The following is a 24,472-nucleotide window of genomic DNA, read 5'->3' on the forward strand; positions in this document are numbered from 1 at the left end:
TCGGTCGCGTCACCCCGTTTCCCGGACGGGGCCGGAGGCCTCGGCTAGATTTCCCGGGTGGACCCGCTGACCTCCGAAGACCCGACGCACGTAGGCCCGTACCGCCTCATCGCCCGTCTGGGGGCGGGCGGTATGGGCCTCGTCTACCTCGGCCGTTCCGACGTCGGCCGCACGGTCGCCGTCAAGGTGGTGCAGTCCGAGTACGCCGCCCAGCCGGAGTTCCGCAGGCGCTTCGCCCGCGAGGTGGCGGCCGCCCGGCGGGTGGGCGGCAGCTGGACGGCGGACGTCCTCGACGCGGACACGGACGCCGAGGTCGCGGTGCCGTGGGTGGCCACCCAGTACATCGCGGGACCCGATCTGACCACCGTCGTCGCCCGGGACTTCGGCCCGCTGCCCGAGCACTCGGTCCGCGTCCTCGCCAACCGCCTGGCCCTCGCCCTCCGGGTCGTGCACGAGGCGGGCCTGATCCACCGCGACCTCAAGCCCTCCAACGTCCTGGTGACGGTGGACGGGCCCCGCGTCATCGACTTCGGCATCGCCCGCGCGATGGACAGCCTGGCCGGCGACAGCCTGCACACCCGCACCGGCATGCTGATCGGCTCGCCCGGCTTCATGTCGCCGGAGCAGGTCCGCGGCCTCGAACTCACCCCCGCCAGCGACGTGTTCTGTCTCGGGGCGGTCCTCGTGTACGCGGCGACCGGACGCCTCCTCTTCGGCGCCACCGACACCGGCCTGAACGCCCACCTCTTCCGGGTCGCCGAGGAGGAGCCCGACCTCACGGGCGTACCGGAGTCGCTGCTCGATCTCGTCCGTGCCTGTCTGGAGAAGGACCCGGCCGCCCGGCCCACCCCCGAGCGGATCGCCGACCTCACCGGCGCGGACGAGGGCGGGGTCTGGCTGCCGGGAGAGGTCCTGGTCCAACTGGGGCGGCACGCGGCGCAGTTGCTGGACTTTGTGCCGGTCGCGCGAGCTGAGACGCCCGCCACCGAGCCCGTCACGGAGACGGCGCCCCGGACCCCGGCCGCCGCGCCGGCCCCCGCCCCGGCCGTCGCGGCGCCCGTGGAGGCCCCCACGCGTGCCCCGGCCGCCGCGTACACCCCGACCGCTCCGGCCCACGAGGTCGCCGTCCCGGCGCCCCGCCGCCTGCGGGGCCTGGCGGTGATCGTGCTCGCCCAGCTGGCGGTGCTGGTCGGGGCGGCGACGCAGGATCCCTACGACCTCGGCCGCGAGAGCCCGCACCTGTACGCCTTCGCGGTGCCCTTCTCGGCGCTCCTGCTGCTCGGCGGCCACATCGCCGACCGTGTGGGCGGCAGACGGGCGCTGGTCGTCGGCCTGTCGGGACTCGCGGCCTCCTCCGCGCTCGGTAGCGCGGCCGTCGCCGTCGCCGACGTCTGGCTGATCGTGGCCCGCGTCCTGCAGGGCGGGTTCGGCGCGCTGGTGACGGCGGCTGCGCTGACGCTGGTGGCCACCGCCTTCCCCGAACCGGGGGAGCGGATCCGGGCCTTCGGTGTCTACGCCACGGCCGGCATCGGCGGCACGGCCCTCGAACTGCTCGTGAACGGACCGCTGGGCTGGGGCCCGGTCCTGGGCGTCGTCGCGATCCTCGCCCTGATCGCCCTGGCCGGGACGCGCGTCCTGCCCCAGGACCGCCCGGACCGCACCGGCAGCCGCTTCGACCTGCCCGGAGTCCTGCTCGGCGCCCTCGGGATCGCCCTGGTCGTGTACGGCTCCATCAGGGTGCCGCTGGGCTGGGACAGCCCCCTGGTCCTGGGCCTGCTCGCGGGTGGTGTCGTCCTGCTCGCGGCCTTCCTGTGGCGGCAGAGCGCCGCGTCGAACCCGCTGCTTCCCCCGTACGTCCTCAAGGACCGCGGGCGGCTCGGCGGTCTCCTCACCATGTTCCTCGCCGGTGCCGGCGGCCTCGCCCTGATGCCGACCCTGGCCGCCATCATGATGTGGAACCTCGGGTACTCCGCGACCACGGCCGGGCTCGCCATGCTGCCCATGGTCGCCGCGATCGCCGTCGGCGCCACCCAGGTCGCCCCGCGCCTCCTGAACCGCGCCGTGGCGCCACGCGTCCTGATCGTCGCGGGCCTGGTGGTCACGCCGCTCGGCGTGGCCCTGACCATCGTCGGCATCAACAGCGGCGGGGGATACCCGGCCCTGCTCCCGTTCATGCTCCTCGCGGGCCTGGGCGTCGGACTGGCCTTCATGCCGATCCTCGCCACCGTGGTCGCCGCCGGGCTCGGCGGGCACTCGGGCGCGGCCTCGGCCGCCGTCGTCACGGCCCAGACGGTGGGCGCCGGATTCGGCGCCGCGATGGTCGGCAGCCTCGGCGGGCCGCCCTGGTGGGCGGTCGTCCTCCTGCTTCTCGCAGGCCTGACCGCGGGTCTGATGATGAACGCCAAGTCCCCGTTGTCCACCGGCCGTTAGCCCCGGAACGCTTCCGCGCGGGTGACCGGGCCGGCGGGCGGTCCGGGGCTCCGGCGTGCCCGGAGGAGCTTCGAGGTCTGTCCTCGGCATCTCGCTCGACACTTAATGCAAGCCAAAAGAAAAGTAGTGTCGGATGCCTTGACCCCCGTAAGGGCCAACCGTCAGCATCTGCTGCGGAGAGCGCGCTCCCTTTCCCCGACTCCCCCTCATATCCGAGGAGTTCGACCCATGCCCGCAGTCGGCACCCGCCTCGCGCCACCCCCACGTCCAAGGCCCCGCGCCACCGCCGCCACGCTCGTCACCGCGCTCCTCGCCGGCCTGCTCGCGCTCGTCGCCGCGCCGCCCGCCGCGGCCGCCCCCGTCCTGCTCTCGCAGGGCAGGAACGTCACCGCCTCCAGCCAGGAGAACGCCGGCACCCCCGCGGCCGCCGCCGTCGACGGCGACCCCGGCACCCGCTGGTCCAGCGCCTTCGCCGATCCGCAGTGGATCCAGGTGGACCTGGGCGCCCCGGCCGCGCTCAGCAGGGTGGACCTGCGCTGGGAGGCCGCCTACGGCAAGGCGTACCGCATCGAGCTGTCCGGCAACGGCACCGACTGGACCACCGCCTACAGCACCGCGAACGGCCCCGGCGGCAACGAGTCCCTGCCGGTCACCGGCACCGCCCGGTACGTGCGCGTGTACGGCACCCAGCGGGCCACCGGATACGGTTACTCCCTCTGGGAGTTCCAGGTCTACGGCACCGGCGACGACGGCCCCCCGCTGCCCGGCGGCGGCGACCTCGGGCCCAATGTGCACGTCTTCGACCCGTCCACGCCCGGCATCCAGGCCAAGCTGGACGAGGTGTTCGCCCAGCAGGAGTCGGCCCAGTTCGGAGGCGGCCGGCACGCCTTCCTCCTCAAGCCCGGCACCTACGACGGCCTCAACGCCCAGATCGGCTTCTACACCCAGATCGCCGGTCTCGGACTGCGCCCCGACGACACCACCATCAACGGCGACGTGACCGTCGACGCGGGCTGGTTCAACGGCAACGCCACCCAGAACTTCTGGCGCGCCGCCGAGAACCTCGCGCTCAACCCGGTCAACGGCACCGACCGCTGGGCCGTCTCCCAGGCCTCCTCCTTCCGCCGCATGCACGTCAAGGGCAACCTCAACCTCGCCCCCAGCGGCTACGGCTGGGCCAGCGGCGGCTACATCGCCGACTCGAAGATCGACGGCACCGTCCAGCCGTACTCCCAGCAGCAGTGGTACACCCGGGACAGCTCCATCGGCGGCTGGCTCAACGGCGTCTGGAACATGGCCTTCTCGGGCGTCGAGGGCGCCCCCGCCACCGGCTTCCCCGACCCGCCGTACACCACGCTCGACACCACCCCCGTCTCCCGCGAGAAGCCCTACCTGTACTGGGAGGGCGGCGAGTTCAAGGTCTTCGCCCCGGCCAAGCGCGTCAACGCCCGGGGCACCAGCTGGGCCTCCGGCACCCCGCAGGGCCGGTCGATCCCGCTCAGCCAGTTCTACGTCGTCAAGCCCGGCACCACCGCCGCCACCATGAACGCGGCCCTGCGCCAGGGCCTCCACCTGCTCCTCACCCCGGGCGTCTACCACGTCGACCGGCCCATCCAGGTCGACCGGCCCGACACGATCGTCCTCGGCCTCGGACTCGCCACCGTCGTCCCCGACAACGGCGTCACCGCGCTGAAGGTCGGCGACGTCGACGGCGTCCGGCTCGCCGGCTTCCTCGTCGACGCAGGACCGGTCAACTCCCCGGTCCTCCTGGAGATCGGCCCGCAGAACGCCGCCGCCGACCACGCGGCGAACCCGACCACCGTGCAGGACGTGTACCTCCGCGTCGGCGGCGCGGGCCCCGGAAAGGCGACCGTCGCCATGGCGGTGCACAGCGACGACACGATCGTCGACCACACCTGGGTCTGGCGCGCCGACCACGGCGAGGGCGTCGGCTGGGAGACCAACCGCTCCGACTACGGCGTTCGCGTCTACGGCGACGACGTCCTCGCCACCGGACTGTTCGTCGAGCACTTCAACAAGTACGACGTCGAGTGGTTCGGCGAGCGCGGCCGCACGATCTTCTTCCAGAACGAGAAGGCGTACGACGCCCCGAACCAGGCCGCCGTCCAGGACGGCCCGTACAAGGGGTACGCGGCCTACCGCGTCGACGACTCCGTGAACACCCACGAGGGCTGGGCGCTCGGCAGCTACTGCTACTACAACGTGGACCCGACGATCCGTCAGGACCACGGCTTCCGGGCCCCGGTGAAGCCCGGCGTGAAGTTCCACGACCTGCTGGTCGTCTCGCTCGGCGGCAACGGCCAGTACGAGCACGTCATCAACGGCGTGGGGGCCCCGACCTCGGGCACCGCCACCGTGCCGTCCACGGTGGTCTCGTACCCCTGACCCCCACCGGGTGAGGCGGAGGGCGGCGCACGCTCAGTGCGCCGCCCTTTCCCGTACGGTCGACGCCCAGGCCGGCTGCTCCTCCACGGCCTCCGCCTCGGCCCGCCGGCCGCCCCGGGCGAAGAAGTCCGCGAGCGGCAGGATCGCCGCGCCGACCGTCACCGCGTCCGGGCCCAGGGTCCCCATGTCGATGCCGACGCGGGCCGCCGGGTACTTCAGGGCGTACTCGGCGGCGTACCCCTTCACGGTCTCCAGGAAGCGGGCGCCGAGCTGGAGGCCCGCCCAGCCGCCGACGAGGATGCGCTCGGGCTGGAAGAGGTTGATCAGATCGGCGAATCCCGCGCCCAGGTACTCGGCCGTCTCCTCCAGGACCTCGCGGGCCGTGGCGTCCGGCTCGATCCCCGCTCCGACCGGGTACGCCGCCGCCAGCATCGCCGTCAGTGCCGTCTCCTCGTCCGCGCCCGCCGGAGGCCGCCCGCCCGCCTCGCGCCAGCGCTCCAACAGCGCCTCCGCGCCCGCGTACGCCTCCAGGCAGCCCCGGGCGCCGCAGCGGCAGCGGCGCCCCCGCACCCGTACCGTCAGGTGGCCCCATTCGAGCGCCCGGCCGGGCCCCATCGGGTCCGTGACGACACAGGCGCCGACGCCCGAGCCGAAGAGCACGACCACGGCGCTGCGCGCGCCCCGCCCCGCGCCGAACCACATCTCGGCCTGGCCGAGGGTCTTGGCGCCGTTGTCGATCCAGTACGGCACCGAGGCCGGCAGGTCCACGCTCGCGCGGAGCAGCCGCTCCAGCGGGACCGCGTCCCAGCCGATGGTCTGGCCGTGCACGACCGCGCCCTCCTCGGCGGTGCGGGCCACGATGCCGGGCACGCCGACGCCGACGCCGAGCAGGCGCTCGGCGGGGACGCCCGCGGTCCTGAGGACCTCCGCGATGCCCGCGCGGACGTGGTCGACGACGACCCCGACCTCGTACCGGTCGTGCGGGTTCGGCCGTTCGACCGCCAAGGGGCGCTCGGTGCGGGCGAGTTCGGTGAGGGTGAGGTCGAACAGCTCGATCCTGACCCGGGTCTCGCCGACGTCCACGCCGATCATGCAGCCGCTGCCCGGGGTGATGCGAAGGAGGGTACGGGGGCGCCCGCCCGCCGAGTCGACGCTGCCGGCCTCCTCGACGAGGCCCTCCGCGACGAGCTCCGCGACGACGTTGCTGACGGAGCCGGAGCTCAGTCCGGTGGCGGGGCCCAGCGAGAAGCGGCTCATGGGGCCGTCGAAGTACAGGCGCTGGAGGACGGCGGTGCGGTTCTCGCGTCGCAGGTCACGCACGGTGCGGCCGTTCCGCATGGTCACTTGGGCCCCCTGGTGAAGTAGTCCTGACCGCAACATACCGCTGCCGGGACCCTTGACGCGACCTTCTCTTGAGGTTTAACTCACGTCCTGAAATAAGCCGGGGAGGGGCCGTCGGAGCCTTCACCTCCTGAACGCGGGACGCGTCCACCGACCCCGCCCTCCCCAGCTCCCCGTCACTCCCCGAAAGGGCCATGAGGAGCCATGCGCAGAATCAGAGCCGCGGCCGCCGGTGCCGTCACCCTCTCCCTCGTCCTCACCGCCGCGGCCTGCGGAGGCGGCTCCCCGACCGACGGCTCCGGCTCCGGCGGCGGCAAGACCCTCACCTACTGGGCCTCCAACCAGGGCGCGAGCCTGGAGGTCGACAAGAAGGTCCTCCAGCCGGAACTCGACCAGTTCGAGAAGCAGACCGGCATCAAGGTCAAGCTGGAGGTCATCCCCTGGTCCGACCTGCTCAACCGCATCCTCACCGCCACCACCTCGGGCCAGGGCCCCGACGTCCTCAACATCGGCAACACCTGGAGCGCCTCCCTCCAGGCCAGCGGCGCCCTGCTGCCCTGGGACGCGAAGAACTTCGAGGCCATCGGCGGCAAGGACCGCTTCGTCGACTCCGCGCTCGGCTCCACCGGCGCCACCGGCCAGGACCCGGCCGCCGTCCCGCTCTACTCCATGGCCTACGCGCTCTACTACAACAAGAAGATGTTCAAGGACGCCGGCATAGCGAAGCCGCCGGCCACCTGGGACGAGCTGATCGCCGACGGCAAGAAGCTCAGCAAGGACGGCAAGTCCGCCATCGGCGTCGAGGGCGGCAGCCTCGCCAACAACATCCACCAGGTCTTCGTCCTCGGCAAGCAGCACGGCGCCGACTTCTTCACCCCCGACGGCAAGGCCGACTTCACCTCCGACGGCGCCGTCGCCGCCGTCAAGCAGTACGTCGACCTCATGGCCGCCCACAAGATCGTCGCCCCCGGCAACGCCGAGTACGCCCAGAACCAGTCCCTCGCCGATTTCGCCAAGGACCGCACCGCCATGGTCCTCTGGCAGACCCCCGGCACGACCTTCGAGGCCCAGGGCATGGGCCCCGACGACTGGGGCGTCGCCCCCGCCCCCGTCCCCACCGGCACCCCCGGCCAGGGCCGGCAGATCAACTCCATGGTCGCCGGCATCAACCTCGCCGTCTTCAAGAACACGAAGAACCGCGACGGCGCCCTGAAGTTCGTGAAGTTCATGACCGGCGACGACGAGCAGAAGATGCTCAACCGCGCCTACGGCTCGATCCCCCCGGTCAAGACCGCCCAGCAGGACCCCGCCTTCGCCGGCCCCACCGTCACCGTCCTCAAGCAGACCCTCGCCACCAGCGCCGCCGCCCTGCCGCAGGTCCCCGAGGAGTCGCAGTTCGAGACCGTCGTCGGCACCGCCGTCAAGGAACTCTTCGCCGACGCCGCCGCGGGCCGACCGGTCACCACCGAGTCCGTACGGGCCGAGCTCGACAAGGCCCAGCAGCAGATGCCCAACAAGTGAGCCCCGACGCCACCATGACCACCACCGCCATCAAGAAGCCCCACGGGCGGACCGGACAGAGGCACACCCCCGGGGCGGCCCCGCGCCGGCGCCGCCCCGGGCGGCTCCGGGCCCGCGCCCTGCCCTACCTCCTGCTGCTTCCGGCCCTCCTCCTCGAACTCCTCGTCCACCTCGTCCCGATGCTCATCGGCATCGTGATGAGCTTCAAAGAGCTCACCCAGTTCTTCATCCGCGACTGGGTCGCCGCCCCCTGGGCGGGACTCGACAACTACGCGGTCTCCGTCGACTTCGACGCCCCCGTCGGCGAGGCGCTCCTGAAGTCGTTCGTCACGACCTGCCTCTTCACCCTCTGCTCGGTCGGCCTGTGCTGGCTCCTCGGCGCCGCCGCGGCCGTCTTCATGCAGGAGACCTTCCGCGGCCGGGGCTTCCTCCGCGCGCTCTTCCTCGTCCCGTACGCCCTGCCGGTCTACGCGGCCGTCATCACCTGGGCGTTCATGTTCCAGCGGGACAACGGCCTCGTGAACCACGTCCTGCACGACCAGCTCGGCATCGGCGACAGCCCCGCCTTCTGGCTCATCGGCGACAACGCCTTCGTCACCCTGCTCGTCGTCTCCGTCTGGAAGGGCTGGCCCTTCGCCTTCCTCGTCCTGATGGCCGGACTCCAGAACATCCCCCGGGAGATGTACGAGGCCGCCGCCCTCGACGGCGCAGGCCTGTGGAAGCAGCTCCGGCACATCACCCTGCCGTCCCTGCGGCCGGTCAACCAGGTCCTCGTCCTCGTCCTGTTCCTGTGGACCTTCAACGACTTCAACACCCCCTTCGTCCTCTTCGGCAAGGCGGCCCCCGAAGCCGCCGACCTGATCTCCCTGCACATCTACCAGTCCTCGTTCCAGACCTGGAACTTCGGTACGGGCTCGGCGATGTCGGTGCTCCTGCTGCTGTTCCTGCTCGCGGTCACCGGCGCCTACCTGCTGCTCACGGCCCGGGCGAACCGGACGACCCGTGGGCCGCGAACGCCCGGGGAAGGGAGGGCCACCGATGCCCCGTAGACACCGGCCCCGCTCGCCCATGGCCGCGCCCCGCTCCTTCCTCTGGAGCCGGCGCATCTTCCTCACCCTGCTCACCGGCTTCGTCCTGCTGCCGGTGTACGTGATGGTCTCCAGCTCCCTGAAACCGCTCGCGGACGTCTCGGGGAAGTTCCGGTGGATCCCCTCCGGCCTCACCCTCCGCCCGTACGTCGACATCTGGCGGACCGTCCCGCTCGCCGACTACTTCGTGAACTCCCTGGTCGTCGCGGGCACGGCCACCGTCTGCTCCCTCGTCGTCGCGGTCTTCGCCGCCTACGCCGTCAGCCGCTACGCCTTCCGCGGCAGACGCGTCTTCACCGTGACGGTGCTCTCCACCCAGATGTTCCCCGGCATCCTCTTCCTGCTGCCGCTGTTCCTCCTCTACGTCAACATCGGCAACGCCACCGGCATCGCGCTCTTCGGCTCCCGCGGCGGTCTGATCCTCACCTATCTGACCTTCTCGCTGCCGTTCTCCATCTGGATGCTCATCGGCTACTTCGACGCCGTCCCGCGCGACCTCGACGAGGCCGCCAAGGTCGACGGCTGCGGTCCGCTCGGCGCCCTCTTCCGGGTCGTCGTCCCCGCCGCGGTCCCCGGCATCGTCGCCGTCGGCGTCTACGCCTTCATGACCGCCTGGGGCGAGGTCCTCTTCGCCTCCGTCATGACCACCGACACCACCCGCACCCTCGCCGTCGGCCTCCAGGGCTACGCCACCCAGAACGACGTCTACTGGAACCAGGTGATGGCCGCCTCCCTCGTGGTGAGCGTCCCCGTCGTCGCCGGGTTCCTGCTCCTCCAGCGCTACCTCGTCACCGGCCTCACCGCGGGCGCGGTCAAGTGACGACCCCCCGGCCCGAAAGGACTCCCGTGTCAGAACCGCTCGACCTCGCCGCCTTCCCGGCCTCCTTCGCCTGGGGCACGGCCACCTCCGCGTACCAGATCGAGGGCGCCGTCGCCGAGGACGGCCGCGCCCCGTCCATCTGGGACACCTTCTCCCGCGTCCCCGGCGCGATCGACCACGGCGACCACGGCGACACCGCCTGCGACCACTACCACCGCTGGCCCGAGGACATCGCCCTGATGAAGGGCCTCGGCACCGACGCCTACCGGCTCTCCGTCGCCTGGCCCCGCGTCGTCCCCGGCGGCGACGGACCCGTCAACAAGGCCGGACTCGACTTCTACGACCGGCTCGTCGACGGCCTCCTCGACGCCGGGATCACCCCCTCCGTCACCCTCTACCACTGGGACCTGCCGCAGGCCCTCCAGGACCGCGGCGGCTGGACCGTCCGCGACACCGCCGAGCACCTCGCCGCCTACGCCGGCGTCGTCGCCGCGCGCCTCGGCGACCGCGTCACCCAGTGGGCCACCCTCAACGAACCGCTCTGCTCCGCCTGGATCGGCCACCTGGAGGGCCGGATGGCGCCGGGCCTCACCGACCTCACGGCCGCCGTACGCGCCTCGTACCACCTGCTGCTCGGCCACGGCCTCGCCACCGCCGCCGTCCGCGCCGCCGCCCCCGGCGCCCAGGTCGGCCTGGTCACCAACCACTCCACCGTCGCCCCCGCGAGCACCCGCCCCGAGGACGTCGCCGCCGCCGCCCGCATGGACGGCCACACCAACCGCTGGTGGCTCGACCCGGTGTACGGCCGCGGCTTCCCCGCCGACCTGCGCGAGCTGTACGGCGTCGAACTCCCCGAGCGGCCCGGCGACCTGGAGACCATCGCCGCCCCGCTCGACTGGCACGGCCTCAACTACTACTTCCCGGTCACCGTCGCCGACGACCCGACGGGCCCCGTCCCGTGCGCCCGCGAGGTACGCCTCCCCGACGTGCCCCGCACCGGCATGGACTGGCAGATCGACGCGGGCGGCCTGGAGGCCCTCCTGCTGCGGCTCACCGAGGAGTACGGCGTGCGCAGGCTGTACGTCACCGAGAACGGCTCCGCCTTCCCCGACGCCGCCGGCCCCGACGGCGCGGTCCACGACCCGGAGCGCACCCGCTACCTGGAACAGCACCTCGCCGCCTGCGCCCGCGCCCTGCGCAAGGGCGTCCCGCTCGCCGGGTACTACGCCTGGTCCCTGCTCGACAACTTCGAATGGGCCTACGGCTACGACAAGCGCTTCGGGCTCGTCCACGTCGACTACGCGACCCAGCGCCGCACCGTGAAGACGAGCGGACGGCGGTACGCGGAACTGGTCCGCGCCCACCGCGCGCTGCACGCCTAGCGGCCTCCGGGACCGGTCCGCGCGCTCACACGCCCAGCAGGCTCCGGAGGTGGGCGCAGGCCTCCGCCTCCGTCGCGTGCGTGGCCACCGGTTCGTACGCGCCCCGCTCGTACACCCCGGTCTCCCAGCCGCCTACGCCGCCTTCGCCGCCCCCGCCCGCGCCCGGCCTCGTCCGCAGATAGACGAAGTCGGGCGGGGTGGGCGCCGGTTCGTGGACGCCCTCGATCCAGTAGTACGCGGCGGGCACCCCGGCCTCCCGGAGTGCCCGCGCGAGGGTGCGGCGGTCCGTCACGCCGGGACGCGCACCAGGTAGCCGTTGTCGAGCAGCCACTTCACGTTGAGCCGCTGGCCCTGGCCGGGGTCCAGGAACGCCGCGTCGAGCTTGATCTGGCGGCCGCCGCCCGGCTGCTCGAACCAGGGCGCGATGGAGCCCTCCCAGACGACGAAGCTCCTCGTCACCTCGTACAGGTGGTAGTCGCAGGGGAAGGCCGCGTCACGGGTGTTGAGGTTCTGCGGGGGCAGCGCCCGCTTCGCGTAGTCGTCGCCGGCCGGGGCCAGATAGCCGCCGTACTCCGAGCCGAAGCGGTCGAGCCGCTCGCCCTCGGCCAGGACCTCGGGAGCCTTGTCGACGGTGCCGTTGACCTCGCCGAAACCGTCGTTCGGCGGGTACTTCCAGCTGCCCGTGTCGGCCGGACCCTCCCAGTACTTCTTGAGGAAGTCGGCGGAGGAGAGCGTCCCGGTCCGGTGGTAGCGGTTGAGCAGCGGGCCGACCGGCTCCTGCCACTTCTTCGGCAGGAACTTCGGGCCGAGCCGCTTGTCGCCCTCGAACTCCCCGGTGCAGGGGGCCGGGGGAGCGGCGACGGGCTTCCCGGCGGGCGCGGCCTGCGCCGCGGGGGCCGCGGCGAGGGCGGCGGTGACGCCCATGGCGGCGAGGACGGCACGGATCCTGAGGACGGTACGGCTGCGCTCCACGCGGAGGCTCCCTGGGGTGGGGTGGTCAGTGGCGCCGCACACAGTAGTGGATCACCTGCGCAGAGTGATCGAACGCGGGGCGAGAACCGGCCATCCGGGCCCCTCGGGGCTCAGGCCTTGCGGAGTCCGCTGAGCAGCAGCTCGGCCAGCTGTTCGTACGCCTCGGCGTCGGCGAGTCCGGTCGCCGCGGCCACCTGGCGCCGCTGGATGCGGACCATCACCGAGGAGATGACATCGGCCGCGAAGGTCACGTGCACCTCGCGGAAGACGCCGGCCCGCACACCTTCCTCGATGAGCTGCTGCACCCGGCCCGCCGCCGCGCGGGTGTTCCGCTCGTACACCTCGGCCGCCGGCTCGAAGGCCGCCACGTCGTCGAAGAACTGCGGCGAGACGGGGGCCAGCTCGGCCGAAACCGCCCGCAGATAGGCGGCGAGCCGCTCGGCCGGATCCGTCGCGGCGGCGAGGACCGCCTCGACCCGGGCCGTGGCGCGCCGGAAGAAGTGCACGACCGCCGCCCGGACCAGCTGCTCCTTGCTGCCGGCCAGGCCGTACAGGGTCCGCTTCGAGCAGCGCAGCCGCGCGGCGAGATCGTCGAGGGTCAGCCGGGCGAAGCCCTCGCCGACGAGGAGGGCGACGAGCTCCTCGAAGAGGGCGGAGCGGCGCGCCGCTCCGCGGCCCGTCAGCTGGGGGGCGTCGGCGGCGGAGGTCTCGATCACCCCGCCAGTATTCCAGGCCGCCCGTTCAGGGGGTTACGGCGGCATCCTTCTGCGCTACTCTCAGCGGTACTGCAGTACCTTTCCCAGTACCACTTTGCGCGCCGCTGGAGTCGCCATGGATGTCGACCGCCTGCTTCCCACCCCCGAGGCAGCGGACCTCATCGCCCTCACCCGGGAGATCGCCGACAAGGAGCTCTCTCCGCGGGTGAACGAGCACGAGGCCGCCGAGACCTATCCCGAAGGGCTCTTCGCGACCCTCGGAGAGGCCGGACTCCTCGGCCTGCCGTACCCCGAGCAGTACGGCGGCGGAGGCCAGCCCTACGAGGTCTACCTCCAGGTCCTGGAGGAGCTCGCCGCGCGCTGGGCCGCCGTCGCCGTCGCCACCAGCGTCCACACGCTCGCCAGCCACCCCCTCCACACCTTCGGCACCCCGGAGCAGAAGGAGCGCTGGCTGCCCGCGATCCTCGAGGGCCGGACCGTCGGCGGCTACAGCCTCTCCGAGCCGCAGGCCGGCTCCGACGCCGCCGCCCTCACCTGCAAGGCCGAGCGCCTCGACGACGGCAGCGGCTACCGGGTCACCGGCACCAAGGCCTGGATCACCCACGGCGGCAAGGCCGACTTCTACGCGCTCTTCGCCCGCACCGCCCCCGGCAGCCACGGCATCTCCTGCTTCCTCGCGCCGGGCAGCGCGGAGGGCCTGAGCTTCGGCGCCCCGGAGCGCAAGATGGGCCTCCAGGCCGTGCCGACGACGGCCGCGTACTGGGACGGCGCCGTCATCGAGGAGGACCGGCGCATCGGGGACGAGGGCCAGGGCCTCCAGATCGCCTTCAGCGCCCTCGACAGCGGCCGCCTCGGCATCGCCGCCTGCGCCACGGGCCTCGCCCAGGCCGCGCTCGACGCCGCCGTGGCGTACGCCAACGAGCGCACCACCTTCGGCCGCCGGATCGTCGACCACCAGGGCCTCGGCTTCCTCCTCGCCGACATGGCCGCCGCCGTCGACGCGGCCCGCGCCACCTACCTGGACGCGGCCCGCCGCCGCGACCTGGGCCGCCCCTTCAGCCGCCAGGCCAGCGCGGCCAAGCTCATCGCCACCGACACGGCGATGAAGGTCACCACGGACGCCGTCCAGGTCTTCGGCGGCTACGGCTACACCCGCGACTTCCCCGTCGAGCGCTACATGCGCGAGGCGAAGATCATGCAGATCTTCGAGGGCACCAACCAGATCCAGCGCCTGGTCATCAGCCGGGGGCTCGCCCAGACCGGGAAATAGCAGGTCGAGCGCGGATCGCAGGCTCTTCGGCCGACGGGCGGCCGCGGGGCCTGTTCGAGCGACGGGCCTGCGGCAAACGGATCAGGTGCGTCCGAAGCGCCGTGCAGCGGGGCAGACCTGGTTCTGCCCATCGCTCGGAGGCCTGGAGGTCCTGCAGGGCTCTGCCCCTCACGGCCGGCACCGCCGACGTCGCCGCGCGCTGCGAGTCCGTCACCGACGTCCCCTGACCCCGGGCCCGCACCTGAGGAGGGTGGCGATCTCGCCGAGGCCGTGGCGTTCGGCGTGGTGGAGGGCCGTGCGGCCGTACGGGTCGGGGAGTTCGGGGTCGGCACCCGCCGTGAGGAGGAGCGCGACGACGTCCTGGTGGGCGCGGGCGCCCGAGCCGAGGATCACGGCCTCCAGGAGGGCGGTCCAGCCGAGCCGGTTGACGTGGTCGACGTCGATCGCGGTCTCGTGGAGCACGGCACGGACGTACGGCACGTGGCCGCGTTCCGCGGCGGGGATGAGCGCGGTGCCGCCGTAGCGGTCGGTCAGCCTCAGGTCGGGGCCCGCCGGGAGCAGGGTCCGCATCATGGCGACGCTGCCCGTGACGCCGGTGACCAGCCACGGGCTGTCGGAGCGGTCGTCCTGTGCGTTCGGGTCGGCGCCCGCGGCGAGGAGCGCCCGGGCGGCGGGGACGTGGTCGCGCAGCGCGGCCCGCAGCAGCGGGGTGCGGCGGTGCCGGTCGCGGACGTCGACGCGGGCGCCCGCGTCGAGGGCCGCGCGTACGGCGACGGTGTCACCGTGCGCGGCGGCCGCCAGGAGGGTGTGGTCGAGCGCGTTCATGGCGGGTTTCCTCGTACGCGGGCGCCTGCTGCGGGACTTACTTGCCGAGCGTGGCGACGCCGGCCTGCGCGAACTTCTCGTCGAGGTCGCCCGACGGGGCACCGGCGACACCGATGCCCGCGATGGGGGCGCCCTTGGCGGTGACGGGGGCGCCGCCGGCGAGGAAGAGGGTGCCGGGGATGTCCTTCAGGGTCGGCGCGTTGGTGAGGCGCTTGGCCAGCTCGGAGGTCGGGGCGTTCCAGGAGACGGCGGTGTACGCCTTCTTCACGGCCGACTCGTAGGACTGCGGGCCGGCGCCGTCGCCGCGCAGGGTCACGAGGGTGTTGCCGTTGCGGTCGACCACCGCGACCGAGACCCGCTGGTTCTCCTTCTCGGCCGCGTCCAGCGTCGCCTGCGCGGCCTTGGTGGCGGCCTCGATCGTCAGGTGCGTGGACTCCGTCGTGTTCTTGTTCTTGGCGTCCGCCTTGGCGACGGCTGCGGCCGGCGCGGCGGCCGTGTCCTCGCCGGTGGCGCTCGCGGAGTAGGCCCCGAAGCCGCCGAGGGCGAGGGCGGCGACGATCGCGCCACCGGTCACGACACGGGTGCGCGAGGAGGCCTTCTTCACGTGCTTCATGGGATCTGCTCCAGTGAACTCGGGGAACCGCGGGGGCCGTCGGGAACCGTGGCCCGCTCTGCTCTCCATCCTCGGGGCGTACCCTGCCGCCACCCGTCGTCGTCCCGGCTGCACCCGGTGCCCGCAACGGTGGACCCAGGGGTCATCCGATCGGTCGACCCCGGGCGGCTCACCGCCCCTCCGTCTCCTCGCCCGCCGGCCGGCCCCGCACCTCTTCTCCCCACCGCGCGGCCAGTTCGGCGAAGGCCCCGGCCGCAGCGCTCCGGTAGCCGGCCGCCCGCCGGAGGAGGGCCACGGCGCGGGACGGAAGCGCGGGGGAGAGCGGCACCGGGCTCAGCCAGGGGTGGTCCCGGGTGACGGCGTCGGGCAGGACGGTGGCCAGCGAGGTGCGCCGGACGATCTCGGTGAGGGCGCTGACGGAGTCGGCCTCCACCGCGATCCGGGGCCGGACGCGGTGCTCGGAGACGTACGCGTCGATGTGCAGGCGGGTGGCGAAGTCCCGGCTCAGGAGCGCGAGGTGATGGTCGTTCAGCTCGCCGGCCGGTACGGGCTCCGTCCGGCCCGCGAAGGGATGGCCGGGACCCACGACGAGACCGAGGGTCTCGGTGAACAGCTCCGTGGCCTCGACGCCCGGGAGGTGCTCGCCGTGGAAGGCGATGCCGAGATCGAGCCGGTCGGCGAGGAGCTCGGCCTCGATGCGGTCCTGGGGCAGCTCCCGCACCTCCACGCTGATGCCCGGATGGCGGGTGTGGAAGCCGGCGACCAGGGGGCCGGTGAGGTACGCGGTGAAGGTGGGGGTGACCGCGAGCCGGAGGTGGCCCCTGGACAGGTCGTGCACGTCGAGCACCGCCCGCTCGCCGGCCGCCAGGTCCCGCAGGGCGCGCCGGGCGTAGCGCGCGTAGGTCTCCCCGGCGTCCGTGAGGCGCACGGTGCGGCCGGTGCGGTCCAGGAGCTGCGCCCCGAGGGCCTTCTCCAGCTGCTTGATCTGCTGGGACAGCGTGGGCTGGGCGATGCGGAGCTCTTCGGCGGCGCGGGTGAAGTTGGCGTGCTCGGCGACGGCGAGCAGATAGCGGAGATGACGGAGTTCCGGCTGCATACGGCCGACTATAGATGTCATCTATAGCAGAGATCGACAGCAGGTCTTGGACGCTATAGGCACTGGTCGTGCACGGTAGGGACATGCCCCACTTCGCCGAGGGAATCGCCCGCTTCCAGCGGGAGGTCTTCCCTGCCAAGGCCGGCCTCTTCGCCCGCCTGGCCTCCGCCCACCGGCCCGGCACGCTGTTCATCGGCTGCTCGGACGCCCGTGTCGTCCCCGAACTGATCACCCAGACCGATCCCGGCGAGCTCTTCGTCATCCGCAACGCCGGCAACCTCGTCCCCGCCCACACCCCGGGCGCCGACGGAGTCACCGCCGGCGTCGAGTACGCCGTCGCCGTCCTGGGCGTGCGGGACATCGTCGTCTGCGGGCACTCCGCCTGCGGCGCGATGACCGCGCTCGCCGAGGGACACGACCTGAGCGGCGCGCCCGCCGTCGCCGCCTGGCTGCGGCACGCCGACGCCTCCCTCGCCCGCGCCGCCGCCGGCGGCACGGTCGACGTGGCCGCCCTGGTCCGGGAGAACGTCGCCGCGCAGCTGGCGAACCTGGCCACCCACCCCTCGGTGGCCCGCGCCCTGGCCGCGGGCGAAGTGCGGCTGCACGGCTGGGTCTTCGACATCGCCGACGGCACCGTCGAGGAACTCCCCACCACGGCGCGCCCCGCGCTCGCCGCCTGACCCCACCGATCTCCAGAGAAAAGGACGTACCTCTCATGGTGCACGCCCAGTTCGACCCCACCGCCCGCCGCGCCCTCGCGATCGCCGCCGTCGACGCCAAGATCCGCAAGGACCTGAGCTGGCAGCAGATCGCGGACGCCTCCGGCCTCTCCGTCGCCTTCACCACCGCCGCCGTCCTCGGCCAGCACGCCCTGCCGGAGGAGTCCGCCCGGGCCGTCGCCGAGCTCCTCGGCCTGGACGAGGACGCGGTCCGCCTGCTGCGGACGATCCCCACCCGCGGCTCCCTCGACGGTGCCGTCCCCACCGACCCGACCATCTACCGCTTCTACGAGATGCTCCAGGTCTACGGCACCACGCTCAAGGAGCTGGTGCACGAGCAGTTCGGCGACGGGATCATCTCCGCGATCAACTTCAAGCTGGACGTGAAGAAGGTCGCCGACCCCGAGGGCGGCGAGCGCGCCGTCATCACCCTCGACGGCAAGTACCTGCCGACCAAGCCCTTCTGACGGTCGGTCAGCCAGCGATCCGGGTCTGCCCGGCACCCAGCAGGGCCAGCGAGTCGGCCCACAGGGCGTCGAGGCGGCCCGGATCGTCGTACAGCTTGGCGAGGAGGACCCTGCCCTCCAGCTGGGCGACCAGGGCCCGCGCGGCCGCGTCGGTGTCGGCGACCGTGACCTCGCCGCGCGCGAGAGCCTCGGCGACGGTCCCGGCGACCAGGGCGACCTGCTCGTCGAAGATCTCCCGCAGCCGCTCGCGGACGCTCTCCGTGCGGGTGCTCAGCTCCAGGGCGAGGTTCCCGAGGAGACAGCCCGTGACGGCGCCACAGCTCTCCCGGCCGGCGCGCAGCTCGGCCCCGGTGGACTCGTAGAGCCGCCGCAGCCGCCCGAGCGGAGGGACGTCCCCGTCGAGTGCGCGCGTCCACGTGGCGCGCTGCTCCGCCCAGTGCTCCTCGACGACGGCGAGGGCGAGCTCCTCCTTCGACGCGAAGAAGTAGTAGAAGCTGCCCTTCGGCACACCGGCCGCCGCGCAGATCTCGGCCACGCCCAGGGCGGAGTAGCCGCGCGACAGCATGAGCGTCCTCGCGGCGGCCAGGATGCGCTCGCGCGCGTCACTCGTTCGCCCCATGGCGAGAGTGTACGACCGGTCGACTACTTCCTTCCCCGCCCGTGCTCGGCCTCCGCTTCCGGCGGCGCCGCACGCGGTTCTATGGTGGGCGGCGCAGATCGCGCGGACCGCGCGGTCCTCCGCGGGCACGCGCCCGATCCGGCGGCCATCCCGGCGGCAGGGTCGCACCCGCACGACACGAACGAGGAGTTCCATGGACATCGCAGGCTCCGCCGCTCTCGTCACCGGCGCCGCCTCCGGCCTCGGTGCCGCCACCGCCGCCGCGCTCGCCGCCGGTGGCGCCACCGTCTACGGCCTGGACCTGGACAAGGCCGTGGCCGCCGCCGGGCAGCTGCCCGAGGGCGTCCGGCTGCTCGCCGCGGACGTCACCGACGAGGACCAGGTCCGCGAGGCCCTCGCCGCGATCGACGCAGACGGCGCCGAGCTGCGGCTCGCCGTGAACTGCGCCGGCATCGCCCCGTCCGCCCGCATCCTGGGCCGCAAGGGACCGCACGACCTCGACCTGTTCCGCGCGGTGCTCAACGTCAACCTGCTCGGCACCTTCAACGTGATGCGGCTCGCCGCCGAGGCCATCGCCCGGCACGAGCCCGACGAGCACGGGCAGCGCGGCCTCGTCGTCAACACCGCCTCGATCGCCGCCTTCGAGGGCCAGGTCGGGCAGATCGCGTACGCCGCCTCCAAGGCGGGCGTCGCCGGGATGACCGTCACCGCCGCGCGCGACCTGGCGCAGTTCGGCATCCGGGTCGTCACGATCGCCCCCGGCATCGTCGACACCCCGATGATGGCCGGCTTCGGCGAGGACGTCCGGGCCGGTCTCGCGGCGAGCGTCACCTTCCCGCAGCGCCTCGCGCGTCCGGAGGAGTACGCCCGGCTCGTGACGATGATCGCCGAGCACGACTACCTCAACGGCGAGACGATCCGCATGGACGGCGCGCTCCGCATGACGGCGCGATGAGCTCCTGACGGACCGCCGAGGCCCTGACGAGCCTGCGGAGGCCATGGCCGTGCGCTGAGCCTCCGTACCCTCTTCGCAGCACTCGGTGCCGGATTATTCCGGCACCAAGTGCCGCCGAGGCCCGTCCGGGTGTTAGGTTCGGGCCATGGGAACAGCGTCGACGAACTCCACGAAGCCCGCGATGCGGGACTCCCTCATCGCCGCGGCCTTCCAGCTCTTCCTGGAGCGGGGCTACGAGCAGACCACCGTCGACGACATCGTCACGCTCGCGGGCGTCGGCCGGCGGTCCTTCTTCCGGTACTTCCCGTCGAAGGAGGACGTGGTCTTCCCCGACCACGAGCAGTGCCTCGCCGACATGACCCGCTTCCTCGCCGCGAGCGCCGACTCCGACGACCCGGTCGTCCGCGTCTGCGACGCCGCCCGGCTCGTCATGCGGATGTACGCCGAGAACCCCACCTTCTCCGTGCAGCGCTACCGGCTCACCCGCGAGGTGACCGGACTGCGCACGTACGAGCTGTCGGTGGTCTGGCGGTACGAGAAGACCCTCGGCGACTACCTGCGCACCCGCTGGGCCGACCGCAGGGACGGCACCCTGCGCGCCAACGTCGTCGCGGCGGCCGTGGTCGCCGCCCACAACCACGCCCTGCGGCACTGGCTGCGCTCGGGCGGCGAGGGCGACCCGCTGGCCGAGGTCGACGGAGCCCTGGAGTTCGTGCGCACCACCTGGGCCCCCGGCCAGGTCGCGGACGCCCCGGCCGAGGAGGCCGAGGACGTCGTCGTGGTCATCACCAAGCGGTCCACCCCCATGTGGCGGGTGGTGCGCGAGGTGGAGTCGAGCCTCGGGGAGAGCTGACGGGCGGCGCAGGGTTCCGAGTATCTCTAATTGAGGGAACTCAGGTCTTTATTTGATGGCACTCAGTGCCATATCTTTGCTCCATGCACGGTTGAGCCGCCGAGTGCAAGGAGAAGGCATCGTGTTCCACACGGGACTGAGGAGCGGGACCGCCGTCCAGGCCGAAGAGACGGCCCCCGACCCCGAGCTGTACTTCCAGCGCTGCCGCTGGTGCCACACCACGACGTTCCAGCGCCTGCTCTGTCCGACCTGCGGGTCGACCGACCTCGCGCCCGAACTCAGCGAGGGCGAGGGCGTGATCTCCGTACGCCGCGGGGTCGCCGCCGCCGACGCCGACCTCTGGCCGGTCCACATGACGGAGGGCTTCGTCGTCCGCTGCCGCGTCGACGGACCCCTGCACGCGGTGCGCCCCGGAGTCCGGGTCAAGGTCTCCGGAACGGCGGTCTCCGGGCGCCGGCCGGTCGTCCGGCTCTGCGAGGAGGTCCCGCTCGACGGCTGGTACTGAGCGCGGACACGAGGAAGGGGCGGGTGGCACAGAGTGCCACCCGCCCCTTCTTTTCCGTCTACGGGATCAGCGCGCGCCGATCTCGTCCGTCAGCTGCGGCAGGACCTCGAAGAGGTCGCCGACCACGCCGTAGTCGACCAGGTCGAAGATCGGGGCCTCGGGGTCCTTGTTGACCGCGACGATCGTCTTCGAGGTCTGCATGCCGGCCCGGTGCTGGATCGCGCCGGAGATGCCCGCCGCCACGTACAGCTGCGGCGAGACCTGCTTGCCGGTCTGACCGACCTGGTTGGAGTGCGGGTACCAGCCGGCGTCCACGGCGGCGCGGGAGGCGCCGACGGCCGCGCCGAGCGAGTCGGCCAGCTTCTCGACGACCGCGAAGCCCTCGGCGGCACCGACACCGCGGCCGCCGGAGACCACGATCGCGGACTCGGTCAGCTCGGGGCGGCCGGTGGAGACGCGCGGGGTGCGCGAGACGACCCGTGCGGCGTTGCCGGTGAAGGCGACGGTGACGTTCTCGACCGTGCCGGCGGCCGGAGCGGCCTCCGGGGCGGCGGAGTTCGGCTTGACGGTGATGACCGGGACGCCGTGCGAGACCGTCGACTTCACCTGGTACGAGGCGGCGAAGACGGACTGGGTGGCGACCGGGCCGTTCTCGCCGGCCTCCAGCTCCACCGCGTCGGTGATCAGGCCGGAGCCGAGGCGGAGCGCGACACGGGCCGCGATCTCCTTGCCCTCGCCGGAGGAGGTCACCAGGACGGCGGCCGCCCCCTTCTCCTTGGCCAGCTGGGTGAGCGCGTCGACCTTCGGGACGACGAGCTGCTCGGTGAACTCGGCACCGTCCGCGACGTACACGGTGGCCGCGCCGTATTCGCCGGCCGTGGCGGCGATCGAGGCGGCGGCCTCGCCGGCGCCGAGGACGACCGCCGTGGGCTCGCCGATGCGGCGGGCCAGCGTCAGCAGTTCGAGGGCCGGCTTGCGGACCGCACCGTCGGCGTGGTCCACGAGAACCAGGATCTCAGCCATGATTCCTTGCTCCTGAGGTGGGATGACGGTGGGTCAGATGAACTTCTGGGTGGCGAGGAAGGCGGCGAGCTGCTTGCCGCCGTCGCCCTCGTCCGTGACGATCGTGCCCTGGGTACGGGCCGGACGCGCGGTGGCGGAGTCGACCAGGGTCCAGGCCCCGGCCAGGCCCACCTCGTCGGCGTCGATGTCGAGGTCGTCCAGGTCCAGCTCCTCGACCGGCTTCTTCTTGGCGGCCATGATCCCCTTGAAGGAGGGGTAACGGGCCTCGCCGGACTGGTCGGTGACCGAGACGACGGCCGGCAGCGGGGCCTCCAGGAGCTCGGTGGCGGCGTCGCCGTCGCGGCGGCCCTTCACGAGACCGTCCTCGACGGAGAGCTCCGACAGCAGCGTGACCTGCGGCAGGCTCAGGCGCTCGGCGAGCAGCGCGGGCAGGACGCCCATCGTGCCGTCGGTCGAGGCCATGCCGCAGACGACCAGGTCGAAGCCGGTCTTCTCCAGGGCCTTGGCCAGGATCGCGGAGGTCGCGATCACGTCGGAGCCGTGGATGTCGTCGTCGTTGACGTGGACGGCCTTGTCGGCGCCCATCGACAGCGCCTTGCGCAGCGCGTCCTTGGCGTCGTCCGGGCCCACGGTCACGACGGTGACCTCGGCGTCGTCGGACTCCTCGGAGATGCGCAGGGCCTGCTCCACCGCGTACTCGTCGAGCTCCGAGAGCAGCCCGTCGACGGCCTCACGGTCGGTCGTCAGGTCGTCGGCGAAACCGCGGTCGCCGGTCGCGTCGGGGACGTACTTCACACAGACAGCGATCTTCAGGGTCACGGCCTGTCTCCTTTCGAGAGGCTGGTGGTTACGGGAGGTTGCGGGCCATGACGATGCGCTGGACCTGGTTGGTGCCTTCGTAGATCTGGGTGATCTTGGCGTCGCGCATCATGCGCTCGACGGGGTAGTCGCGGGTGTAGCCGTAGCCGCCGAGGAGCTGGACGGCGTCGGTGGTGACCTCCATGGCGACGTCGGAGGCGAAGCACTTGGCCGCGGCGCCGAAGAAGGTGAGGTCTTCCTTGTCACCTCCGGCGGACACGCGCTCGCTCTTGGCGGCGGCGGCGTAGGTGAGCTGGCGGGCGGCCTCGAGCTTCATGGCCATGTCGGCGAGCATGAACTGCACGCCCTGGAAGTCGGCGATGGGCTTGCCGAACTGCTTGCGCTCCTTGACGTAGCCCTTGGCGTAGTCGAGGGCGCCCTGGGCGATGCCGATGGCCTGGGCGGCGATGGTGATGCGGGTGTGGTCGAGGGTCTTCATGGCGGTGGCGAAGCCGGTGCCCTCGGCGCCGATCATGCGGTCGGCGGGGATGCGGACGTTGTCGAGGTAGACCTCGCGGGTCGGGGAGCCCTTGATGCCGAGCTTCTTCTCCGGGGCGCCGAAGGACACGCCCTCGTCGGACTTCTCCACCACGAACGCGGAGATGCCCTTGGAGCGCTTGTCGGGGTCGGTGACGGCCATCACGGTGTAGTACTCCGAGACGCCGGCGTTGGTGATCCACCGCTTGACGCCGTTGAGGACCCAGAAGTCGCCGTCGCGCACCGCGCGGGTCTTCATGCCGGCCGCGTCGGAGCCCGCGTCGGGCTCGGACAGCGCGTAGGAGAACATCGCGTCGCCCTTGGCGAGCGGGCCGAGGTACTTGTGCTTGAGCTCCTCCGAGCCGGACAGGATCACCGGCAGCGAGCCCAGCTTGTTGACCGCCGGGATCAGCGAGGAGGAGCCGCACGCGCGCGCGACCTCCTCGATCACGATCACCGTCGCGAGCGCGTCCGCGCCGGCGCCGCCGTAGGTCTCGGGGACGTGCACGGCGTGCAGGTCGTTGGCGACCAGCGCGTCCAGGGCCTCCTGCGGGAACCGGCCCTCCTCGTCCACCGCCGCCGCGAACGGCACGATCTTCGCCTCCGCGAGGGCACGCACCGACTCCCGGAGCATGTCGTGCTCCTCGGAGGGCCGATACAGGTCGAAGTCCTTACCCATGATGTGGAGCTCCCCTAGACGCTTGTGGCACTGAGTACCCTCAGCAAAACACACTCAGTGCCATGACGCCAGAGCGCCCCGACGCAGAACTGCGTCGGGGCGCTCAAAGAACCGATCGGTCGGTTTTCTTAACTCCGCGTTTCCGTCAGATTCGCCTCGTCCTGCCGGAGCCTGTGCGCGTCGTACTCGGCGCCGAGCTTCCGGGCGCGGTCCTCGGTGATCTCCAGCCGGGTCAGCAGGACCGGCGTACAGATGGTCGGCAGGACGTGCTGGAGCAGCACCAGGACCCGATGGGTCAGGTCGTTGCGATCGCACAGGATCTGGGACATGGTCTGGATTCCCGCGTACGCGCCCGAGAAGAGTTCGGCCGTGTCCGTCACGTTCACGTGGCCGAGGAGCTCCCCGCGCGCCTTCGCGACCGTCAGGCCCTCCGACACCTGGTCGATCCAGGCCCGGAACGGGGCCGCCCGGTCGATCCCGGTGGCTCCGCTGTCCAGGGCCAGGGCGACGCTCGCGCGCACGAGCGGGTCGCGCTGCAGGCGGTGGGCGAGGAGGAAGCCCTGGTCCACCAGCTCCTGGAGTTTGATGGGCTGCGGAGCGAGCGGCACGTCGAGCATCTGGGCGTCGAGCACGCCGAGGGCGAGATCTTCCTTGGAAGCAAAGTGGAAATACAGTGCGCCCTTGGTCACCCCGGCGCGCACCAGGATCTCCCCGATGGTCGTCCGCTCGTAGCCGCGCTCCGCGAAGACAGCGGCCGCCGATTCCAGGATCGTCCGCCGCGTTCGGATCGCACGCGCTTGCTGCGCCAAAGCGCCTCCTGCTGTATCGCTGTCTGTG

Annotated in this window: 24 protein-coding genes; 12 read left to right on the forward strand and 12 right to left on the reverse strand. The window is 72.3% G+C overall.

Going from position 1 to position 24,472, the window contains the following annotated elements:
* The first annotated feature begins 57 nt into the window (after positions 1 to 57).
* Both ACN9M0_RS28915 and ACN9M0_RS28920 read left to right on the forward strand, forming a co-directional pair.
* Positions 58 to 2,430 carry a bifunctional serine/threonine protein kinase/MFS transporter gene (locus ACN9M0_RS28915; protein WP_426404439.1) on the forward strand — a complete coding sequence of 791 codons (2,373 nt, stop codon included), beginning with the start codon at positions 58 to 60 and terminating at the stop codon, positions 2,428 to 2,430.
* Between the two features lie 228 nt (positions 2,431 to 2,658).
* The gene (locus ACN9M0_RS28920) at positions 2,659 to 4,836 is read left to right on the forward strand and encodes a discoidin domain-containing protein (RefSeq protein ID WP_426404440.1); all 2,178 of its coding nucleotides are present in this window, start codon (positions 2,659 to 2,661) and stop codon (positions 4,834 to 4,836) included.
* A 33-nt stretch (positions 4,837 to 4,869) separates the two neighbouring features.
* Here the strand turns inward: ACN9M0_RS28920 and ACN9M0_RS28925 are convergent, their stop codons facing one another.
* A complete protein-coding gene (locus ACN9M0_RS28925) occupies positions 4,870 to 6,180 on the reverse strand; it encodes an ROK family transcriptional regulator (RefSeq protein ID WP_399701389.1) in 1,311 nt (436 codons plus the stop codon).
* Positions 6,181 to 6,381: 201 nt separating this feature from the next.
* Between ACN9M0_RS28925 and ACN9M0_RS28930 the strand changes: the two genes are divergently transcribed.
* Genes ACN9M0_RS28930 through ACN9M0_RS28945 form a run of 4 tightly spaced genes read left to right on the forward strand, consistent with a single transcriptional unit; the run spans position 6,382 to position 10,988 of the window.
* Positions 6,382 to 7,698, forward strand: a complete 1,317-nt coding sequence (locus ACN9M0_RS28930) for an ABC transporter substrate-binding protein (RefSeq protein WP_366042047.1) — start codon at positions 6,382 to 6,384, stop codon at positions 7,696 to 7,698.
* Positions 7,699 to 7,712: 14 nt separating this feature from the next.
* Positions 7,713 to 8,747: a carbohydrate ABC transporter permease gene (locus ACN9M0_RS28935; RefSeq protein WP_426404441.1), complete on the forward strand. Its 1,035-nt coding sequence runs from the start codon at positions 7,713 to 7,715 to the stop codon at positions 8,745 to 8,747.
* Positions 8,748 to 8,766: 19 nt separating this feature from the next.
* Entirely contained in the window at positions 8,767 to 9,606 is an 840-nt protein-coding gene (locus ACN9M0_RS28940; RefSeq protein ID WP_426405337.1) for a carbohydrate ABC transporter permease, read from the forward strand.
* Positions 9,607 to 9,632: 26 nt separating this feature from the next.
* Positions 9,633 to 10,988 (forward strand): GH1 family beta-glucosidase, encoded by a 1,356-nt coding sequence (locus ACN9M0_RS28945; protein WP_426404442.1) that lies wholly within the window; start codon positions 9,633 to 9,635, stop codon positions 10,986 to 10,988.
* A 25-nt stretch (positions 10,989 to 11,013) separates the two neighbouring features.
* Here ACN9M0_RS28945 and ACN9M0_RS28950 read toward each other — a convergent pair whose 3' ends face one another.
* The 3 genes from ACN9M0_RS28950 to ACN9M0_RS28960 form a co-directional block, all read right to left on the reverse strand.
* Positions 11,014 to 11,280, reverse strand: coding sequence for a hypothetical protein (locus tag ACN9M0_RS28950; RefSeq protein WP_366042045.1), 267 nt, complete (start codon positions 11,278 to 11,280; stop codon positions 11,014 to 11,016).
* Positions 11,277 to 11,912: a TNT domain-containing protein gene (locus ACN9M0_RS28955; RefSeq protein WP_366042062.1), complete on the reverse strand. Its 636-nt coding sequence runs from the start codon at positions 11,910 to 11,912 to the stop codon at positions 11,277 to 11,279. The genes ACN9M0_RS28950 and ACN9M0_RS28955 overlap by 4 nt, the downstream gene beginning before the upstream one ends.
* A gap of 158 nt (positions 11,913 to 12,070) precedes the next feature.
* Entirely contained in the window at positions 12,071 to 12,676 is a 606-nt protein-coding gene (locus ACN9M0_RS28960) for a TetR/AcrR family transcriptional regulator (RefSeq protein WP_366042044.1), read from the reverse strand.
* A 115-nt stretch (positions 12,677 to 12,791) separates the two neighbouring features.
* Here ACN9M0_RS28960 and ACN9M0_RS28965 point away from each other — a divergent pair, with 115 nt between their 5' ends.
* Positions 12,792 to 13,946, forward strand: a complete 1,155-nt coding sequence (locus ACN9M0_RS28965; RefSeq protein WP_366042043.1) for an acyl-CoA dehydrogenase family protein — start codon at positions 12,792 to 12,794, stop codon at positions 13,944 to 13,946.
* 210 nt (positions 13,947 to 14,156) lie between these two features.
* Here ACN9M0_RS28965 and ACN9M0_RS28970 read toward each other — a convergent pair whose 3' ends face one another.
* The 3 genes from ACN9M0_RS28970 to cynR all read right to left on the reverse strand — a co-directional run bounded on the left by ACN9M0_RS28970 (position 14,157) and on the right by cynR (position 16,480).
* Positions 14,157 to 14,771 carry an ankyrin repeat domain-containing protein gene (locus ACN9M0_RS28970; protein ID WP_366042042.1) on the reverse strand — a complete coding sequence of 205 codons (615 nt, stop codon included), beginning with the start codon at positions 14,769 to 14,771 and terminating at the stop codon, positions 14,157 to 14,159.
* A gap of 37 nt (positions 14,772 to 14,808) precedes the next feature.
* On the reverse strand, positions 14,809 to 15,375 hold the full coding sequence (locus ACN9M0_RS28975) for a heme-binding protein (protein WP_399701429.1): 567 nt from the start codon (positions 15,373 to 15,375) through the stop codon (positions 14,809 to 14,811).
* Positions 15,376 to 15,553: 178 nt separating this feature from the next.
* The gene (cynR, locus tag ACN9M0_RS28980; RefSeq protein ID WP_426404443.1) at positions 15,554 to 16,480 is read right to left on the reverse strand and encodes a transcriptional regulator CynR; all 927 of its coding nucleotides are present in this window, start codon (positions 16,478 to 16,480) and stop codon (positions 15,554 to 15,556) included.
* 83 nt (positions 16,481 to 16,563) lie between these two features.
* Between cynR and ACN9M0_RS28985 the strand changes: the two genes are divergently transcribed.
* Positions 16,564 to 17,160, forward strand: a complete 597-nt coding sequence (locus tag ACN9M0_RS28985) for a carbonic anhydrase (RefSeq protein ID WP_366042834.1) — start codon at positions 16,564 to 16,566, stop codon at positions 17,158 to 17,160.
* A gap of 35 nt (positions 17,161 to 17,195) precedes the next feature.
* Positions 17,196 to 17,666, forward strand: coding sequence for a cyanase (gene cynS, locus ACN9M0_RS28990; RefSeq protein ID WP_366042835.1), 471 nt, complete (start codon positions 17,196 to 17,198; stop codon positions 17,664 to 17,666).
* A 7-nt stretch (positions 17,667 to 17,673) separates the two neighbouring features.
* Here cynS and ACN9M0_RS28995 read toward each other — a convergent pair whose 3' ends face one another.
* Positions 17,674 to 18,285 carry a TetR/AcrR family transcriptional regulator gene (locus ACN9M0_RS28995; protein WP_426404444.1) on the reverse strand — a complete coding sequence of 204 codons (612 nt, stop codon included), beginning with the start codon at positions 18,283 to 18,285 and terminating at the stop codon, positions 17,674 to 17,676.
* Positions 18,286 to 18,478: 193 nt separating this feature from the next.
* Between ACN9M0_RS28995 and ACN9M0_RS29000 the strand changes: the two genes are divergently transcribed.
* The 3 genes from ACN9M0_RS29000 (at position 18,479) to ACN9M0_RS29010 (ending at position 20,598) form a co-directional block, all read left to right on the forward strand.
* Positions 18,479 to 19,240 carry an SDR family NAD(P)-dependent oxidoreductase gene (locus tag ACN9M0_RS29000; protein WP_426404445.1) on the forward strand — a complete coding sequence of 254 codons (762 nt, stop codon included), beginning with the start codon at positions 18,479 to 18,481 and terminating at the stop codon, positions 19,238 to 19,240.
* Positions 19,241 to 19,385: 145 nt separating this feature from the next.
* Positions 19,386 to 20,093: a TetR family transcriptional regulator gene (locus tag ACN9M0_RS29005; protein WP_366042838.1), complete on the forward strand. Its 708-nt coding sequence runs from the start codon at positions 19,386 to 19,388 to the stop codon at positions 20,091 to 20,093.
* A 121-nt stretch (positions 20,094 to 20,214) separates the two neighbouring features.
* Positions 20,215 to 20,598, forward strand: a complete 384-nt coding sequence (locus ACN9M0_RS29010; RefSeq protein WP_366042839.1) for a zinc ribbon domain-containing protein — start codon at positions 20,215 to 20,217, stop codon at positions 20,596 to 20,598.
* 66 nt (positions 20,599 to 20,664) lie between these two features.
* On the opposite strand, the gene ACN9M0_RS29015 is transcribed toward ACN9M0_RS29010, so the two are convergent.
* The 4 genes from ACN9M0_RS29015 to ACN9M0_RS29030 all read right to left on the reverse strand — a co-directional run bounded on the left by ACN9M0_RS29015 (position 20,665) and on the right by ACN9M0_RS29030 (position 24,444).
* The gene (locus tag ACN9M0_RS29015) at positions 20,665 to 21,621 is read right to left on the reverse strand and encodes an electron transfer flavoprotein subunit alpha/FixB family protein (protein WP_366042840.1); all 957 of its coding nucleotides are present in this window, start codon (positions 21,619 to 21,621) and stop codon (positions 20,665 to 20,667) included.
* Positions 21,622 to 21,654: 33 nt separating this feature from the next.
* Positions 21,655 to 22,440 carry an electron transfer flavoprotein subunit beta/FixA family protein gene (locus ACN9M0_RS29020; protein ID WP_366042841.1) on the reverse strand — a complete coding sequence of 262 codons (786 nt, stop codon included), beginning with the start codon at positions 22,438 to 22,440 and terminating at the stop codon, positions 21,655 to 21,657.
* A 28-nt stretch (positions 22,441 to 22,468) separates the two neighbouring features.
* Positions 22,469 to 23,635, reverse strand: a complete 1,167-nt coding sequence (locus tag ACN9M0_RS29025) for an acyl-CoA dehydrogenase family protein (RefSeq protein ID WP_266970386.1) — start codon at positions 23,633 to 23,635, stop codon at positions 22,469 to 22,471.
* A gap of 128 nt (positions 23,636 to 23,763) precedes the next feature.
* Positions 23,764 to 24,444, reverse strand: coding sequence for a ScbR family autoregulator-binding transcription factor (locus ACN9M0_RS29030; protein WP_366039377.1), 681 nt, complete (start codon positions 24,442 to 24,444; stop codon positions 23,764 to 23,766).
* Positions 24,445 to 24,472 lie beyond the last annotated feature (28 nt).

This window comes from Streptomyces sp. R-07, from assembly GCF_049913175.1.
Classification (GTDB): domain Bacteria; phylum Actinomycetota; class Actinomycetes; order Streptomycetales; family Streptomycetaceae; genus Streptomyces.